The organism is Enterococcus sp. AN402, from assembly GCF_040719405.1.
GTDB lineage: Bacteria > Bacillota > Bacilli > Lactobacillales > Enterococcaceae > Enterococcus > Enterococcus faecalis.
Window position 1 is genome coordinate 1 of record NZ_JBFDTM010000001.1, and the last position, 17,080, is coordinate 17,080.

General features: G+C 32.1%; 29 protein-coding genes. 25 read left to right on the forward strand and 4 right to left on the reverse strand.

Annotation, left to right across the window (positions count from 1 at the left end):
- Positions 1-278, forward strand: a 278-nt coding sequence (locus AB1I62_RS00005; protein WP_367018719.1) for a hypothetical protein, incomplete at its 5' end; no start/stop codon positions are given.
- A 377-nt stretch (positions 279-655) separates the two neighbouring features.
- Here AB1I62_RS00005 and AB1I62_RS00010 read toward each other — a convergent pair.
- The 3 genes from AB1I62_RS00010 to AB1I62_RS00020 are packed head-to-tail and all read right to left on the reverse strand — an operon-like array spanning position 656 to position 2,037.
- Entirely contained in the window at positions 656-871 is a 216-nt protein-coding gene (locus AB1I62_RS00010) for a hypothetical protein (protein ID WP_367018721.1), read from the reverse strand.
- 37 nt (positions 872-908) lie between these two features.
- Complete coding sequence (locus AB1I62_RS00015; protein WP_115252303.1) at positions 909-1,223, reverse strand: hypothetical protein; 315 nt, start codon at positions 1,221-1,223, stop codon at positions 909-911.
- Positions 1,216-2,037, reverse strand: a complete 822-nt coding sequence (locus AB1I62_RS00020) for an AAA family ATPase (protein WP_002385490.1) — start codon at positions 2,035-2,037, stop codon at positions 1,216-1,218. Before AB1I62_RS00020 ends, AB1I62_RS00015 begins: the two co-directional genes overlap by 8 nt.
- Before the next feature lie 358 nt (positions 2,038-2,395).
- Between AB1I62_RS00020 and AB1I62_RS00025 the strand changes: the two genes are divergently transcribed.
- A complete protein-coding gene (locus AB1I62_RS00025; protein ID WP_002385491.1) occupies positions 2,396-3,298 on the forward strand; it encodes a helix-turn-helix domain-containing protein in 903 nt (300 codons plus the stop codon).
- A 25-nt stretch (positions 3,299-3,323) separates the two neighbouring features.
- A complete protein-coding gene (locus AB1I62_RS00030) occupies positions 3,324-4,286 on the forward strand; it encodes a hypothetical protein (RefSeq protein WP_115252301.1) in 963 nt (320 codons plus the stop codon).
- Between the two features lie 48 nt (positions 4,287-4,334).
- Here AB1I62_RS00030 and AB1I62_RS00035 read toward each other — a convergent pair whose 3' ends face one another.
- Positions 4,335-5,069, reverse strand: coding sequence for a S24 family peptidase (locus tag AB1I62_RS00035; RefSeq protein ID WP_367018724.1), 735 nt, complete (start codon positions 5,067-5,069; stop codon positions 4,335-4,337).
- A gap of 161 nt (positions 5,070-5,230) precedes the next feature.
- On the opposite strand from AB1I62_RS00035, the gene AB1I62_RS00040 reads away from it, so the two are divergent.
- The 22 genes from AB1I62_RS00040 (at position 5,231) to AB1I62_RS00145 (ending at position 17,079) form a co-directional block, all read left to right on the forward strand.
- Positions 5,231-5,425: a DNA-binding protein gene (locus AB1I62_RS00040; protein ID WP_002385494.1), complete on the forward strand. Its 195-nt coding sequence runs from the start codon at positions 5,231-5,233 to the stop codon at positions 5,423-5,425.
- Positions 5,426-5,441: 16 nt separating this feature from the next.
- Entirely contained in the window at positions 5,442-5,591 is a 150-nt protein-coding gene (locus AB1I62_RS00045; RefSeq protein ID WP_010830294.1) for a hypothetical protein, read from the forward strand.
- A gap of 20 nt (positions 5,592-5,611) precedes the next feature.
- Complete coding sequence (locus AB1I62_RS00050) at positions 5,612-5,974, forward strand: hypothetical protein (protein ID WP_142655835.1); 363 nt, start codon at positions 5,612-5,614, stop codon at positions 5,972-5,974.
- Between the two features lie 97 nt (positions 5,975-6,071).
- The gene (locus AB1I62_RS00055; protein WP_367018750.1) at positions 6,072-6,692 is read left to right on the forward strand and encodes a DUF3850 domain-containing protein; all 621 of its coding nucleotides are present in this window, start codon (positions 6,072-6,074) and stop codon (positions 6,690-6,692) included.
- Positions 6,682-7,167, forward strand: a complete 486-nt coding sequence (locus AB1I62_RS00060) for a hypothetical protein (RefSeq protein ID WP_002403542.1) — start codon at positions 6,682-6,684, stop codon at positions 7,165-7,167. The genes AB1I62_RS00055 and AB1I62_RS00060 overlap by 11 nt, the downstream gene beginning before the upstream one ends.
- Positions 7,168-7,350: a hypothetical protein gene (locus AB1I62_RS00065; RefSeq protein ID WP_002403541.1), complete on the forward strand. Its 183-nt coding sequence runs from the start codon at positions 7,168-7,170 to the stop codon at positions 7,348-7,350.
- Positions 7,351-7,514: 164 nt separating this feature from the next.
- Positions 7,515-7,703, forward strand: a complete 189-nt coding sequence (locus tag AB1I62_RS00070) for a hypothetical protein (protein ID WP_142655837.1) — start codon at positions 7,515-7,517, stop codon at positions 7,701-7,703.
- A gap of 44 nt (positions 7,704-7,747) precedes the next feature.
- Entirely contained in the window at positions 7,748-8,647 is a 900-nt protein-coding gene (locus AB1I62_RS00075; protein WP_367018727.1) for a DnaD domain protein, read from the forward strand.
- Positions 8,625-9,509, forward strand: coding sequence for an ATP-binding protein (locus AB1I62_RS00080; protein ID WP_367018729.1), 885 nt, complete (start codon positions 8,625-8,627; stop codon positions 9,507-9,509). Before AB1I62_RS00075 ends, AB1I62_RS00080 begins: the two co-directional genes overlap by 23 nt.
- Before the next feature lie 128 nt (positions 9,510-9,637).
- The gene (locus tag AB1I62_RS00085; RefSeq protein ID WP_002358295.1) at positions 9,638-9,874 is read left to right on the forward strand and encodes a helix-turn-helix domain-containing protein; all 237 of its coding nucleotides are present in this window, start codon (positions 9,638-9,640) and stop codon (positions 9,872-9,874) included.
- Positions 9,871-10,140, forward strand: a complete 270-nt coding sequence (locus tag AB1I62_RS00090; RefSeq protein ID WP_002358296.1) for a hypothetical protein — start codon at positions 9,871-9,873, stop codon at positions 10,138-10,140. Before AB1I62_RS00085 ends, AB1I62_RS00090 begins: the two co-directional genes overlap by 4 nt.
- Positions 10,141-10,143: 3 nt before the next feature.
- Entirely contained in the window at positions 10,144-10,368 is a 225-nt protein-coding gene (locus AB1I62_RS00095; RefSeq protein ID WP_002403535.1) for a hypothetical protein, read from the forward strand.
- Positions 10,332-10,580 carry a hypothetical protein gene (locus AB1I62_RS00100; RefSeq protein ID WP_010773857.1) on the forward strand — a complete coding sequence of 83 codons (249 nt, stop codon included), beginning with the start codon at positions 10,332-10,334 and terminating at the stop codon, positions 10,578-10,580. The genes AB1I62_RS00095 and AB1I62_RS00100 overlap by 37 nt, the downstream gene beginning before the upstream one ends.
- A 67-nt stretch (positions 10,581-10,647) precedes the next feature.
- A complete protein-coding gene (locus AB1I62_RS00105) occupies positions 10,648-11,211 on the forward strand; it encodes a hypothetical protein (RefSeq protein ID WP_002385505.1) in 564 nt (187 codons plus the stop codon).
- 16 nt (positions 11,212-11,227) lie between these two features.
- Positions 11,228-12,229: a hypothetical protein gene (locus tag AB1I62_RS00110; protein WP_338353504.1), complete on the forward strand. Its 1,002-nt coding sequence runs from the start codon at positions 11,228-11,230 to the stop codon at positions 12,227-12,229.
- Positions 12,230-12,287: 58 nt separating this feature from the next.
- Positions 12,288-13,460, forward strand: a complete 1,173-nt coding sequence (locus AB1I62_RS00115) for a phage DNA encapsidation protein (RefSeq protein WP_002385507.1) — start codon at positions 12,288-12,290, stop codon at positions 13,458-13,460.
- Between the two features lie 192 nt (positions 13,461-13,652).
- On the forward strand, positions 13,653-14,228 hold the full coding sequence (locus AB1I62_RS00120; RefSeq protein WP_002358302.1) for a hypothetical protein: 576 nt from the start codon (positions 13,653-13,655) through the stop codon (positions 14,226-14,228).
- Positions 14,229-14,240: 12 nt separating this feature from the next.
- Positions 14,241-14,477: a hypothetical protein gene (locus AB1I62_RS00125; RefSeq protein ID WP_002403529.1), complete on the forward strand. Its 237-nt coding sequence runs from the start codon at positions 14,241-14,243 to the stop codon at positions 14,475-14,477.
- A 16-nt stretch (positions 14,478-14,493) separates the two neighbouring features.
- Positions 14,494-15,315, forward strand: coding sequence for a pyocin knob domain-containing protein (locus AB1I62_RS00130; RefSeq protein WP_002385512.1), 822 nt, complete (start codon positions 14,494-14,496; stop codon positions 15,313-15,315).
- A complete protein-coding gene (locus AB1I62_RS00135) occupies positions 15,303-15,731 on the forward strand; it encodes an XkdX family protein (protein WP_002385513.1) in 429 nt (142 codons plus the stop codon). Before AB1I62_RS00130 ends, AB1I62_RS00135 begins: the two co-directional genes overlap by 13 nt.
- 12 nt (positions 15,732-15,743) lie before the next feature.
- Positions 15,744-16,169: a holin family protein gene (locus AB1I62_RS00140; protein ID WP_002385514.1), complete on the forward strand. Its 426-nt coding sequence runs from the start codon at positions 15,744-15,746 to the stop codon at positions 16,167-16,169.
- Entirely contained in the window at positions 16,150-17,079 is a 930-nt protein-coding gene (locus AB1I62_RS00145; protein ID WP_367018734.1) for a GH25 family lysozyme, read from the forward strand. The genes AB1I62_RS00140 and AB1I62_RS00145 overlap by 20 nt, the downstream gene beginning before the upstream one ends.
- Position 17,080: the final 1 nt, after the last annotated feature.

Genomic DNA, 17,080 nt, shown 5'->3' on the forward strand with positions numbered 1-17,080 from the left:
GTATGCTGCTCGATTTCCCCCCTTCGGGTGAAATGTTCGCCATTGGCTCCGTGGGACCGACACTTCGGCGCAAGCGCCTTGGTCGCTGTCTGTTCCCTCTTGTTATTTTATTCCTCTATTTTTTATCTTTCCTTATCGGGAACCCTTTGTCCCTTCCGCAAGCGGAACGAACAATCAAGCCTGAAGGCTTGGTCTGTCACGCCGCGGGCATAGCCCTCGGCTACAATCGAACCGCTTCGCTCTCGATTAACTACTATTTTATACAGATTTATCCTTGATATAACAGCTTTTCTTTAATTTTCCGCGTCTGCCGCTTTTTCATTTAAATAGATTTTTATATTTCTGAATTTTCTGACAATTTTATTTCTTATAATTTTGTTAACGTAGTATCTAACCGTTCGCATCTTTTAAATCGTTTCCTATATTTCTACTTTGAATAATAGTGTTATTTTATGGTAATAATTAAATAACATCTATTTACAAAACACGAACTATTTATTGTTATTTCTATTATTAATAGCTGTATTGTTCGTTTTTGTCATATTCGTATTCTTATGATATTCTTAATATTTGCTATGTAACTTTCTTGGTTACTTTCTTCTTCTCTTCACAAAAAAACGTTGTATGATTTTTCATACAACGCTTAATTTTTTATTCACATTTTAACAATGTTAACTATATTTATACTCGTTGGTGTTAACTCCATTCCTGGCATACTTTCGGAACAGACAATTTGTTTTCTTAGCCTATCTAAATCTTTTATATCAATGTTTCTTTTTTTGCTCAAAAATAAAACTTCTTTGCTAATAGGAATTACACCCCGCATATAACTAACAGTAACCATAAATCTATATCTCTCAATTTTTCTCATTATTACCTTTTCACTCCTATAGAAAATTATTTTATAATCATTTTTTCTTGTCATATACTTTTTTTATTGTCTTTATTTCTGTTTGTTCATTATGAGTTAATGTAGGAATATAATTGTCAATCAATATACTTAGCGTTTCATCAACGCTTTTAACATCCATTACTGTAGTAAGTGCATTAATATAGTTAGAGTTATCCTGTGAGCATCGTATAGTAGTTGTCTTAGTGCTTCGTTTAGGTCTCTTAGTATTTTCTTCAGCAATTGTAAATACTGAATTTCTATCAAATGTATTTTGAGGTTTTGGACTTTCTGTTTTCTTTAATAAATTATTCTTTTTCAATAATTCACTCATGATTATTACCTCTCTCTATTAATTCAGCTGTTACTTTATCGTAAAGTCTATGAACGTTCATATCATGAACATCAAATTTTTTATTTACCTCTGGATCAATGATACCCGTCATGTCGTATCTTTTTAACCTTTCCATATTTTTAACTATGTTTTCAAATAAATTGCTTTCTCCAAATGTTTCTTTAGCATTTTTTAAAACAGATTTATCTACAATAGCATTATTTTTCAAAAGGACAGGTAAAATCCCTAATATATCAAAATTTACTTCGTAATTATCCAATAGTTCTTGCATATACTGAATAAAGGCCTCTGCGCCTACAAAAGATCGTTCTTGCGTCTGCAATACTATTACAACATAATCAGATGCTAACATCGCAGAATCGGTAAATAAGCTTAGTGTAGGTGGAATGTCAAAAATTATATAATCATATTCTTTATCAAATTCTGATAGTAATTTTTTGAAATATAAGCCTCTTTCTTTTATTGAATCTGGAAACTTCTTCTCTAAATACAACGGATATGAAGTAAAATCTGCAAAACTTGGTAATAAGAATAGTTTATCATTGATTTCTGTTACTATTTTTGACAAATTATTTTCAGCAATTGCAGTCATTAAAGTTGTTTCAAAATTCACTACAATATCTTTTTGATTCTGAACTGTTAACAGCAACATTGCTGTTGCATTAGCTTGTGGGTCTAAATCAACTAATAAAGTTTTATACCCTTTCTTAGCTAAATGATATGCTACCATTGTGCTATTCGTAGTTTTCCCAGTACCACCTTTAAAATTCCCGAAAGTTATTTTCTTAGCCAAAATCTACACTCCTTTTTAATCTACATATTTTTTTTATCTACATTTATAATACTATTAAATATATTCAGTGTCAACAAAACTCATCTACAAATCTACAAATCTACATGTAGATACATCTACAAATCTACAAATCTACATGTAGATACATCTACAAATAAAAATACTTATACATCAACATTTAATCGGCTATTTATTGATACATCTACAAATCTACATGTAGATGTATCTACAAATCTACATGTAGATGTATCTACAAATCTACATGTTGTTATAGCCTATTCCATTCTTATATTTTTTTCTATAGACTACTGAATATAAAGAACAATTACATATAAGTCTAGGAATCGGAGGGGTTAACATGAGTACGAATCAAAATGAGTTACAAGATAAATTAGCAGTAGAAGGTGTGAATGCAAATGGCTATGGTGTCATGCCTAAGCTTGTAATGCAAGATAAACGATTAACGATCGAAGCAAAATCAATCTATGCTTACATCGTTAGTTTTGCCGGCGCAGGAAGTACAGCATTTCCTAGCTTACGGAAAATTTTAGAGGACTTACAGATTAGTGAAAAGCGTTTCTACAAACATCGTAAATTGTTAATTGACTGTAACTATATTTCTGTTACTCAAATTCGTAATGAGAAAAAAGAAATCATCAAAAATTTATACACGTTAATCTCTAATCCGAAAATTGAAGAAGAAGTACAAGATGAGGGTATCCGTCAAAATGACTGTGACCCTATCCCCCAATTTGATGGATACCCTATCAGTCAAAACGACCGACATAAAAGTAACAGTTTTAAAATTAACAATATAAAAGATGATGATGATATTAATAACGCATGCGAAAGCAAATTAACTCATGAAAATTTCTCTAGCTATTCAAAACAAAAGGGCGTAGACTGTCCTTTGACAGTTCGAGAACGATTAACAACTGTACTTAAAGGAAAAGACTACTTAGCTCCGTTAGCTGTTTCTTTGCTTGCTGCTGGCGTGTCTGATGCAGATTGCTTAGAGATTATACAGTTTATTGTTACTTTGCCAGTCATTGATGAAGAAGTATCAGACCTGGTTAATGCACAAATACGTGCGAACGAAACAGAAGCTAAAACAAACGGTCTTACTAGCTATAAGGCTTATTTCATTACAGGCTTAAAACAAAAGCTAGAAAATGCAGATATTTTTGTTCAAGAGACAAATATTGTGAATCCTGATACAATTAAACCGTTACCAACTGTTACCATGCATAATTGGGTTTAATTTGTTGAATGGAGGAGGAAAGAAAATGAAAGAAGAACAAAACAGAGTAGAGAAAACCAAAAGAAAAAAAAGGACCAAAACGGCCATCTTGATAATTTTATTTTTACTTGTTATAGGCGGAGGAGCGTTTGCATTAGTAAATAGCAAAAATTTATTTTCAGAGCATACTGCTAAAAGTAAACATGTGAGTATTTCTAGCGAGACCAAAGAATCTAAAAGTAAACCAAGTACATCATCTAGCTATGTAAGTAACAGTGATGAGCGTAAAACAGAATTAGACACAACGGATTTATCAAATGAACAAGTTGTAGAATGGATAAATTATGTAGTAGATAATTGGGAGAAAGCACACAATATTGCTTGGCCATATACTGTTGATCGGTTAAATGATTTAAACGGGCGAGATAGTAATTCAATTTATTATAGTGTTAGATTTCAAAATCCCAAATATCCCATGATGATATTACGAATTAATCCAGAAGGAATCATGGAATTTGAAACAAATACAGTAGACGGAACTAAAAATAAGAATTATGAATATAAAGTTTTATCTAAAAACTATAAAGATATCAGTTTGATTAATGATTTAGATGCTTCTGAATTAAGTAAAATATCGCAACAAACAGAGCAATCATCTAATAATAGTTCTGGATATAGTTCATTAAACATCAATCAAAGAATTAGTTTAATGGCACGATTACATGACAAAATTGATTTTCAAGATTTTGTCAATATCACTTATAATATAACTGAACTCCCTGATGGAACTCAAAATGTTGTAATTAGAAATTATGGGCTCCATGCTCACACAGAAACAATTGCCTACAAAGTAGATAAAACTACTATAAATCCAAGCTCGTTTCCAAGCGATCAGATAACTACAAAAAATGACTTGTTCAAAATATACGAACAAGACAAAGATAAGTATAATGAATTGGCAACTAAAGTTAGTTATGATTCTTCTTTAGAATTTTCACAAAATAATTAATCAAAAAAATATATCTTATTGAGTTCTATACTCAATAAGATATATTTTTTATTTTACGACTTTTCCGATTATATATATTTCATCAGTTTCTGAAGTATAAAAATCTGGAAACAAGCGGTTGCCATCTTTATCAACATCGGTATTAAAAGAAACAAAGCGTAGTCTGTCTTTTTCTTTATAGATACGTTTGATAAATGCATTCCCGTTAATTTCAACACATCCTATCATACCCTGCTCTATTTCAGATTGTTTTCTAACAAAAATTATTTGTCCATCTTCATAAGTTGGATACATGCTGTCGCCAGATACACGGAATGCTAAATCATAATCTTTCGGAATATCATTTTCAGGAATCTCTATTGTTTCTATAGGTTGACATTTATCATAATTAATTGTTCCATATCCAGCGGTCATAATCCCATATAAATTTACAGATTTTTTGACTGGTAAAGATATAACATTGTTTTTTTCTTGTTTTTGTTCCTTTAGTTGCTGCTTTGCAGAGTTTAGTACAACTAATTTTCTATCAGAAGTTAATTGGTTAATAATAGTTGTAATTCTTGAAATTATATCTGAATCTTCATTACTTAAATTAAGCAAATCCTCTGGTTTCATATTTAGTCCATCAGCGATTTTAATTATATTTTCGACTTTAGCATTCATGATTCCACGTTGGAGAATTGATCTAACAGTTGTGTATGGTAATCCAATTTCTATTGAGAACGCATTAACATTTCCAAATTTTAATTCAATCAATTTTTTTAAACGATCTTCTAAGTTCATGTGATCACCTCCTGAAAGTATAGTACCATACGAAAAATCGTATAACAAGAGATAAATCCATTGACAATATACGAAAAATCGTATATTGTTTAATTAAACAATATTTAGCGTTTATTTTTTTATAACGATATACGAAAATTCGTACAAAAGGAGTGACTTTTATGTTAGATAATTTAGAAAAAGCTAGACAAGAAAAAAATATATCATTAGTTTCTATGGCGGCTGTATTAGGTGTTAAATATCAAACACTTAGAGAAAAGATAAACGGAACTTCTGAATTTAAATTTAAAGAAGCTCTAATAATCCAAGAAGAATTTTTTCCAGAATATGAGATTAAATTTTTATTTAAAAAATAAGTATGGAGGAATTAGTATGTCAAAAGAAAAACTAGATTTTATTTTAGAAGTATTTCCACATGTTCAAAAAATTTTACCATTTGCTACAGAAGATAATTTAGAAAAATTATTTGAACAAGCGAAGCAACGTTTAGAAGTTGAATTAATGGAAGTTCAATTTGAGTAAGTGTAGGAGGAGGGAATTTAATGTCTGAAAAAATCAGAACAGCCTGTAATAACATTTATGGCTTCAGAGTTGTTGAAGAAGAGGAGATTAACAAAGTAAGCACTCCACGTATGAATTTACCAAAAGTAGTAAAGGAACGAATCATGTTTTTTAGAAAATATCTTGATGATGGGATGACTTTTACAGGATGTCTACGGATGGTTATGGCAGTAGAAGATGAAACAGAGTTAAAAATGGATTTTGAAGCTGGCTCATACGAAGATTACTTACCAGCAACTGAAGAATTTAAAAAGTGGCGTGACGAATTTGCATTATCTCAATTACATGAAATGGAAGTTGCTGTTGCCCTAATTTATGGATTAGGTGATGGGAGTAATGAATAAACAAAAAATGGAAGAATCTAATTTTTTGGATGAATATAGAAAAGCTGGTTGGAAACTATGTTCAAAAATTATTGGCATAAAAGAGGAGAAAACAACAATGGATAAACAAGAATTGATTGAAGAGTTAAAATGCTTAGAAGTTAAAACAGGTAGTCTCGATTATCTGAAAGGAGCTAACTATGCAACAGAAAGAGCAATTAGTTTAGCAAAACAACTAGACGAACCGAAAAAAGTAGTTGTTCCGAAGTTTGTAGCTGATTGGCTTACTGATTTAAGAGGTCAAATCAGTAATGTTAAGTTAAATTCTGGGGCTGTTTTCATGACGTTCATCGGCAGACAGTTAGAGCGGTACTATGATGAAGAATACTCGTTTTTAACTGAAAAAATAGAGAGCTGGCTTACAGTTCCAAAAAATAAAGTTAAACTAATGAGCGCCATTGACAACGGCTACGAAGTCGAGAAAGAGCCAATCATTCATGAACTAAAGATCTTACCAGAATACTTTGAAGCAGTTGTTTCAGGTAATAAACGTTTTGAAATCCGTAAGAATGACCGTAACTATAAAAAAGGCGATATCTTACGCTTAAACGAATATCAAGACGGACAATATACAGGTGATGTCTATGTCGCAGAAATAACTTACATTACAAATTATGCACAACAAGATGGCTATATTGTCTTAGGGATTAAGGGGAAGCAGGTAACTAATGAAAACTGATTTAACCAAACAAGCCGAGAAATGCTTGTGGTACTACACCAACAAAATGGGTGTGTTCGGCTGTTTTGAGGTGACAATTGGATGGTTCGGTAAGGAAAGAGTTGATTTCATGACTTATTCAACGGACAACACTATTAGATGTTATGAAATAAAAGTAACGTTGGCAGACTTAAAGAGCTCTGCAAAACAAACGTTTTTAGGTGATTATAACTATTTAGTAGTTACGAACAAATTATGGGAAAAGATTCAAGCCAATCCAGATTTGAGATGGAAATATCACAACCAAGGAATACTAGTTTTTTCTGAACTAAGACACAATTTAGGTATTACAAGTGTTAAAAAGGCGAAAAAACAAAATGTACCTCTAGGAACACGAGCAACGGTCTTAGAAAGTATGGTGCGATCTTTAAATCGAGAAGTTGAGAAATTTTACAAGGTAAAGCCTTTTTGGGGATTAAGTGAGGAGGATGAATAAATGGAACAAATTATATTAACAAATATTGATGAAAATAAAATTGATATGGAAGCAACAGGACTAGAACAAAAAGAAATTGTCTTTACATTATCTGCTGCTTTAATTGGATACAGCAAAGAATTAGGCTTAACAAAAGCGATACTAAATGAAATTATGTCCGATCTGTGGAAAGATGATGAATAGATGAAGTACAAAACTAGATATCACAGCATTGTTCCGAAAGGACAAATAGGCGAGTGTGTTGATAAAGTCGATGGAAAAATTTTAGCTTTATTGATCAAATTTGAAAATGGCGAAGTATTTTGGTTTATGAAGCGAGACCTAATTAAAATTGAGGAGTGAATATTATGGAAAATAGATTTGAATGGTTTGAAATAACTGATAATATTGCTGAAAAATTAAATGAACTATCAAAAACATATGCAATATGCGATGTTAAATATGTTGTGACTTGGTCGCCAAATATGGCATACGATAAAACTTATGCACTGATAAAAGCGATCCGTTTAGACGAACCAATTTTTAGAGATAAATAAATTCAGGTAGGAAATAAAATTCCAAAAAGGAGAAAAGCAAGTATATGAAAAATATACAACCTTACTTTTCTCATGATAGCAATGCACGAAATTCTGATGAGTTAATTCCAGTACGCATGAAATTTGGTGCAGAAGGTTATGGCGTGTATTTTATGTTGTTAGAACGATTAAGGGAAGAAGGGAACTACACGAGTATCAAAGATTATAATACGATAGCCTTTGATCTTCGTGTAGATACTTCAATCATTAAATCAGTTATTGAAGACTTTGGGTTATTTGCCTTCACCGAAGACGGTGAGTGTTTTTACTCCGAAGGCTTGAATAAACGAATGGCCTTTATGGAAGAAAAATCAAAAAAACGTTCTGAAGCAGGTAGAAAAGGCGCTGAAAAACGCTGGTCACAAAATCAAAATGAGTCAAATGCTATGAATGAGGAAAATAAAAATATAGCAAAAAAATGGCAAACGGATAGCAATGCTATAGCAAAGCCATCAAAAAAAAATAGCAAACCTAAAAATGCTAATGCGATTGCTACCGAAAAAAATAGCAATAAAATAAAAGAAAATAAAAACAAAGAAAATAAAATAAAAACAAAAGAAACTGCTGCTTATTCTAGCGTAGATAAAACAAAAGATAGTACGGCTGTTTCCTACTGGCTAAATCAAGTCCACCCAGCAGAAGCACCAACGATTATGGAATCGATTAATTTTTGGGTAGAAGATTTTGGAGGATATGACGAAATTGTTATATTGGCCATTGATGAAATGTTGAAAAATGGGGCTAAGAGCTATAACTATTTGGATACCATTCTAAAATCTTGGGAAACAAAAAAACTAGATACACCTGAAAAGGTGAAAAAACATTTATCTGGTTATTACAACAAGCGCAAGAATGATAATAACCAAAAAGGTGGGAGTATGAGTGACTGGGACGAATTACTTTGAGTATTTATCACAAGTGCATGAAATAGACGAACGTTGCGAAATTCACGGTACTCGATTAAAAGTTTTTAAAGACTTTGAACCGTTTTGTCTAGCTTGTAGGGAAGAACGTATCAGGGAAGAAGAACAAAAGAGATTCGAACAAGCTTTTGACAGGAAGAAGCGACGGACTACACAAGAGGTTCTTTTAAAGGACAGCGTTTATACTGATTCAACACTGCAAACCGCTTGCTTTGAAAATTATCATGTGAAACCAGGTACTGAAGCAGAACACGCCAAAGAATTTGCTATAAATCAAGCGAGGGAGTATTACCGATTACGTTTAGAAAATAATAAATCAATTGATCAAGAACAAGAAGAAGAGCAACAGCAAGCATTTACTACGGTCTTTAGTGGACCAGTTGGCGTTGGAAAAAGTCATTTAGCAATGAGTATTTTAAAAAAATTGAATGAATATAACGATTTGACTTACTCGTGTTTATTTTTCAGTCTGGATCAATTATTGAGACGTATTCGAAATAGTTATGACGATGAAAGTGAGTATCTTACTGAAGCAAGAGCGGTACAACTGGCGCTGGATGCTGATTATTTTGTACTTGATGATTTAGGAGCAGAGGTAGGAAGCATTGAAACGAATAAGCGAGCTACTGACTTTATGATTCGGGTATTAAATGCAATCGTTGATGGTCGCCAAGGAAAAGGATTGATTATTACAACGAACCTAACAAACTTACAGATTCAAGCAATTTATGGGCATCGGATTTACAGTCGTTTATTTGCAAATTCAAAAAATCATTTGTTTATTTTCAATGACAAACGACAAACACCAGACTATCGATTAATGGGCGGTGAAAAAAATGTGTAAGTGGTGTAATGACAAACGAGTGGTACAAGAATTTGATTCACTTTTTGGCATTTTAAAGGTTAAGCCTTGTCCTGTTTGTAATCAAATAGTTAATAATTACGAAGCTCAAAAGGACGGTGACCTATTAAATGACAGACAATTTTTGGATGCTCCAGGGAAATCAATTGAAAAAATGGCGAGATAGAAGAAACCTAACACAAAAACAATTAGCCATGAAAATAGGTTGTCAACGTATGACGATTAGCAGGATAGAACAAGAAAAGCAAAAACCATCGTTAGAATTAGCCTATTCTTTAGCAAATGCTTTAGATTTAAAGATAGAAGACCTCTTTTTATTTGAAAACAAGGAGCGTGAAAATGTGTGATCACTGAAAATTATATTCATTCAGAAGGAAGAAGATTCGATGTACCGATTAAAAGAAAACGGACAAAAAGTAATGTAAAAGTTGGCGGCATTTATTGGTGTTCTGTAAAACCGTTTCAAGGTAAGATACGTGCGGAATGTTTAACGATTTACGATAATTCGGCATTAGTAAAAATTATAGTATGTGAAAAAGAAGCCGATGAAGCGTTACAAGTTCAATTAAATCACCTAACTGTGGTTAGCTTAAAAAATATGAAAGGCGTGTAACAAATGAGTAAGCAAAAGAGAAAGTCGTTAGCTTCTGATTACCCTTATAAGCGCATCAAAGAGGTTGCAAGACGTTATGGGTATAAATGTCTTAGTAACGTAAAAGAATGGGACTGTGGCCGTTTTGAGGCGTTTGACTGGCATATTGGAAAAGTAATCTTAGTAGACTTAAAGGAAGCGAGTGTGAGTGAATGGAATCCAATGACAAAAGAGTGGGATCAACAATAGAATTAGCGCCAGAACAAGAGAACATGATTCGTGTATGTACCCGCCAATACATGGATGATACAAATAATTATCCCAGAGCATGGTCTGATCGGAAAGACGCTGTTATCACCAAATATAAACCTGTCTATCGTCTAATGGAGAAATACCCTGATCCAGCAATGATTCAACGAATCGGCAATATAATTGTGGACGAATGGCGCAAGTATGAATAACCTTTTTTCGAAAAAGAGTTATTCTGTTATAATTAACAGAAAGAAGTAAGGAACAGGAGAATAACCCATGGCAAAATTCCAGAATGTATTTAAAGAAGCAAGTCGACGCATGAAAAATTTCCAAGCTCGTGGCTTTATTCCATCAGGTTCTAAGTATGTTTTCCAAGATTTTGTCAATGAAGTATCGGCAGAGAATAGAGGAGAAAACTATACAGGTGCTTATACAAAGAATGCATACAATCAAGCCTATGGATCAAATATAGATTACGATTCTTCAGAAACTTTTCAAGAGATTCAACAAGGTCGAAATGAAAAGCTCGTTCAAATATACCAAAAAGAATTACTAGAAATTTATCATACGAATGATTTCTATGATATGGCATCTGATTACGGAAATGGCCGAGGAGGAGGTTTCTCACCTTCTGAAGTAATGAGTATTGATACTCTTGAAGGACTAATTGATAATGCAAGCGAAGCTATGAATGTAGAGCCTTATCTATTTAGAAATAAAGTAGGGCGTAATAGAAGTGAAGAATCTAGTATGATGGACACATATCAAAACCAATTCATCGAAGAGTTAGGTCGTTTAATCGATGAAATGAGCGAACAAAAAATGAAATTTAAATACTAAAAGTTAGGTGGAACTTATGAGCAATGAGGTAATGAAATCTGATGCATTTCAAACAAAAGTAAAAACAATGTTAGGATTAACTTATTTAACACGTGCCAAATTAGATGGATTTAACGGAAACCACTATATTTTGAAAGACATCTATGTAAATTCTACTAAAAATACTTCGCAAATCCATTACCTTGGATGGGATGATCCACAAAAAATACCTTTTTATCCTGATACAGATAGTTATCGTGGAGCAACTTCAGGAAGCAAGTACAACAAAGAGTTACTTGTTCCTAATGAACGAATGATTGAATATGATTTTGCTGAAGCATATACAAATATCATGAGAAACTATAAACTGCCATCGAATGTATACCTAGAAAATGTTCGTTTTGATAAAGAAAAATTATTAGAGCGGTTAGCTAGTTATGATAAACCTCAACCATACAAAGAATTATCAACGTTCGTTTTTGTAAAAGTTGCCATTGAAGCAATTGCAAAAGAAAGTACGTATACTGCTTTTGGTTCACATTTTCAACAATATCGAAAAAATCTTAGTCGTACATTAACAGTTACTGAAATTGAATTAAAGTTAATTATGGATTTTTATGATGTAAAAGCATTAGAAATACTAGAAACGTATACTTTCCGAACACGTAAAGGCCTGTTAGAAGATTATTTTGAAAAAATTGATCGACTAAAAGAGGATGAAGAAACCAAATTCTTTTATAAAATGTTACGGAACAAAATTTATGGAACGATTGGTAAACGAGAATTGTCTACTCACGAAGCAAAAATATTTAAGTTTCCAATGTATAATCGTGCATTTTCTTCAATGGTAGCTGGCGTGTTTAGAGATAGAATCGCACGCTACGAACAAAAGTATGTAAATAGTGAATATGGACTTGTATTAATTAAAACAGACGGCTTGTATTTTAAAAAAGAAGTTCCTGAATTTGAAGCATTAAACAAAAAAGGGATTGTAAAGAAAAAAGTACATGTTATTACAGACCATGATGTGAAAAATTAAAAAAGAAATAAAAAGCGAAGCAGACAAGCTTTGCTTTTTTGATAGAGAGGTGAAAAGAATGGAGAAAAATAAATATGAAACGGAAGAAGGTTATTTAAATGTGCCAATCATATGGGAAGAAGTGGAACAATTCGCTTTTTTAGTTGGCGCACGAAACGTAGGTAAAACTTATGGATTCTTAAATTTTTCAATCAAACGAGGATTAGATACTATTTTAGAATGTTTTGATTTTTCTACACTACAGGAATTTAAAAAATTACCTACTCTGATGGAAGCAGAATTTCAATTTTTATTTTTACGCCGATATATTACACAAGCTAAGTCTGCCAGTAGAAATTTAGTATTGGCTGACTTTTATCAACCATTTTTAGATAAGTTGCCTGAAGAAGTAAAAAAACAATATGAAGTATTTGTAGAATATCAGGGCTCTTCAGAAGAGCCTAGAGAAATACTATTAGTTTTTAGAAATAAGGAACTAAAAAAAGATAAAAAATGTATTAAATTAGGTTATCTTGGTGCGGTAAGTATGGCAGAAAAATTTAGAGGACCAGGTCTGCCAAAAGTAAAAGTAATATTATTGGATGAATTTCAATCGAAAAAAAATTGGGATTATTTACCAAATGAACCTGTAGAGCTAGAAGATATTTACGAATCCGTTGGACGTTTAAGATGTGGAACTGGAGATATTAAAGTGATTGCATTAGGGAATTCAGGGACAATTTTAAATCCTTATTTTGATTATTATGGATATGACGAATTCACGGAGGTTAAAACAGTAAAGCGTGAAGGAGAAGTTCTTTTTTATCATTTACCCAATAAAGCAAAAAGAAGCGAGCAATCTAAAAATTTATTTAAAGGATCAGCATATGGTAAATATTCATTAGATAATGATTTTGCGGACAATCAGTTATTTAATGTCATTAGATTAAAAGAAGCAAAAGCGCCTCGAAAATGTCTATATAATATTTTCTTTGGGGAAACATATATCGGTGTTTGGAGAACAGGAGACTATAAAATTCTAATTAGCCGTGTAAGTGATCCAGATAAATTAGATATTGTTGATCGGACACCTATAGAAGAACAAGTGCTAGATCAACAAGTATACAGGGTACTTTCAGATAAATTACAAAACAAACAACTTTATTTTGATTCGCCAGAATTGAGGTTAATTGCTGAAAAACACTTGCGCAAATATATTTATAATTCGGCGAGTGAATGGGAAACCTTTTAACAAATAAAAAAACCACTCTATCAAAATTAGAGTGGTTTTTATGTTGTCAAGAGGTAAAAATGAGCGAAGTATGTCGCATTAATGAGCGATGTACGTCGCTTTTTGATTTTTTTAAAAGAAAACATGCTAAACTTCACTTGAAATTTAAAAACTGGTGAAGTAAAAAAACTAAATTTGAAGGGAGGGTAGGAAATGTTCAGTAAAGAAGATATGTTAACCTATGAAAAATTTAATAAAAATATACGAATGTTTCCTAACTTCTCGCTTGATTATGTTTATGGGAAAATCAATATATTTTATGACTTTCATAAAGATAAACAAGGTAAAAATACAAACTATAATCGTGAGTTGCTTTTTTCAATAAGTACACTTAAACCTTTTAGAATTATAGCTCCAGCAGGGTATCGCTTAATTCAATTTAAAAGTGTTCCGAATTTTGAAAAAATTGAAACATTAGCAATTAAATTATCAAGGACACCAATTAGCTTTCGTGGGGAAATTCCTTTAAATCATTCAAATGGTGACTTAGAATCTGGTGTTCTTGTTAGAGTTAACAGTTTAGAAGAAATTCTAAAGCCTAGAAAAGATAAAGCATATATTTTACCTAATGGAGAAATGTATATTCTTGATAATGAGGGAAAGCAACTTATTAAAATAGGCGGTAGTGATGGGAATATTGACTTAACGAAGTATGCGAAAAAACCAGAAGATATTGATATCATGGACCCGCAACTAAAGGCATTCATTGAAGAAGTCATAAAAGAGTAGGAGTGATTGGTAGTGAATGATGTAACTAAATTAACAAAAGCAGTAAAAAAATTATTTGATAAAATAGCAAATCTTGTAACGAAAGAAGAATTACAAAATTATGCAAAAAAAACTGATATTCCGAATACAGATAATTTTGTAACAAAAACACAGCTTGAATCTGATTTAACGAAATATGCGAAAAAACCAGAAGATGTATCGATTACAGATACAGAATTAAATCAATGGCTTGAAGAATTCATACAATAAGAAAGGCCTGATATAAGTGAACGATGTGTTGAGGTTAGCAAAAGCAGTAAGAAAAATAAATACAATTTTTTCTACGTTTAAAGATAGTATTTATACCAAAAACGAAGCAGACAATAAATTCATAAACCAAGAGTTGATGGAAAATGGATTGTATGTAATTAAAAATAAAAATGTTGAAAATATGAATGATGCTATTCAACCAGGTGTTTATTCAATTTCAGCTACAGGAGTTGAAAATAAACCTTTACCTAATTCTGGTTCTCTATTCGTCAATAAAGACCAAGGAGGAATCAGACAGTTCTTTCAGACGGAGAGAACAATTTTTATCCGACAATTTGGGGGAATTCCTCCGTCCTGGACGGATTGGAAAGAATTAGGCTTACAAGGTCCAAAAGGTGATACTGGTCCGATTGGTCCACAGGGACCAAAGGGAGATACACCTGATATAAGCAATTTAGTAACAAAAACACAGTATACAAATGATTTGAATAAAAAGATTGATAAAACAGCATTTAATGCTATAGGGCAACATATTTCTTTTAATGGAATCACTATACACATTCAAAAATCGAATACAGTTGTTACATGTAATGTCGAAGGAATCTTTAAAAAAGGGAAAGCCAACGGATGGCATGAGGTGTCGACAAGAGCAGAAACAAGTTATAGACCAGTTAACATGATTATTAAAGTACCTTTAACAATAAATATAGGGAATACCATTCAAATAAATAAGTATGCAGCATTACAAATAGAAACATCTGGTCGAATCATGATTCGAGTTTATGGACTTCAAAATGACGATGTAGAGTTTGGAGGGAGTGCAACATGGATAAGATAAAAATATGGATTACAGTGGACGAAAATCAAATGCTTGCGGACTATTCACTCGCTGCTAAGGAAAATTATATTGAAATTGAAGTAACTGAAGAGCCGAAAGATTATTTGAATTGGGGATTACGCAATGGCAAATTAGTTCATTATCCTGATGATTTAAATGATTTAACAAACAATAGAACAACTTCTTTTGTCGGAAATGTAATGTTGAACTTTGCAGTTATTTCATGGGCGTTGTCCTATATACCGCTAATCGGAAAAATCGTTCTAGATTATCCTAAATATACTGATATTCAGTACGAATACGAACTACTTGGATTGACTGATGATAATATGGAAACATTTGTTAAATTTAAACGTATCACAGAAAAACAATATAAAGAAATAACAGGAAAAACTTATCATGAAAATGAAAGTTAGTAGGAGGATATCATGGAAAAATATTTTAATACGGTTGCAATGACATTTGGTGTATTTGGAGGAGTTATTGTCAGCTATTTGGGAGGCATGGACGCTATTTTACATGCGATTTTATTTTTAGTAGTGATTGACTATATCACTGGATTAGCTAAGGCATGGAAACAAAAGAAAATTTCAAGTGAAGTAGGTTTTATTGGTTTGCTGAAGAAAATTATGATTTTTGTAGTAATTGCCGTAGCGGTAGAAATTGAAAAATTAACCAATAACAATATTCCTTTAAGAGAAGTAGTTATTATGTTCTATATTGCTAATGAAGGAATATCTTTATTGGAAAATATATCAGAATTTGTACCGCTTCCTGATAAATTAAAGGATTACTTTATACAAATCAGAGATAGTAACGAAAGAGGTGAAAATAATGACATTGAACGTCATTGATATTTCTAGTTGGCAGACAGGTATTAATTTAGGAAAAGATGGTGTTCCTGCTGATGGGGTTGTTATTAAAGCTACAGGAGGAACTGGATATGTTAACCCTGATTGTGATCGAGCATTTCAAGAAGCAATTAAAAGTGGTAAAAAAGTAGCGGTCTATCATTATGCACATGAAATCGGCTTTCAAGGAACAGCTGAACAAGAAGCGGAATTCTTTTTACAAAATGTAGCTGGATATATTGGAAAAGCGATTTTTATCCTAGATTGGGAAAGTGACAATAAACATGATGTAGCATGGGCAAAGCGTTGGTTAGATACTGTTTATGAAAAAACAGGAATTAAACCATTATTTTATACGTATACACACATGGTTAATAATTATGATTTTTCTAGTATTGGAAATGCTGATTATGGGTTATGGATTGCAAATTATCTAAGTGACAAACCACAAGGATATAGTCAACCAGCACCGCCTATCAGTAATGGGTTTCCTTTAACAGTGATGTATCAATATACATCAAGTGGGAAATTACCTGGCTGGGGTGGATACCTGGATTTAAATGTATTTTATGGAACGCTTGAAGACTGGGACTTATATGCAACAGGAAGTAAGCGGCCAGAAAAAGAAAATGAAGAAATAAATAATAATAAAAAGGAAGTGACAACTATGCATTGTATTTATGAACGACCAATGAGAGATGGAAAACCAAATAATGATAATGGAAACACGTGGGGGAAATATTATTGTAATGGCGTTAATTGTCGTCATATCCCATATGAAGATAACGTTAAGTTATTGAAAGAACTATACAAAAAGAACAATGGACACGAAATGCCTGTTTATACAAAAGAAGATTGGACTATCTATGCGCCGTGGTATAAACGATTAGAAGAAATGTTTCCAGTTGTCTAAT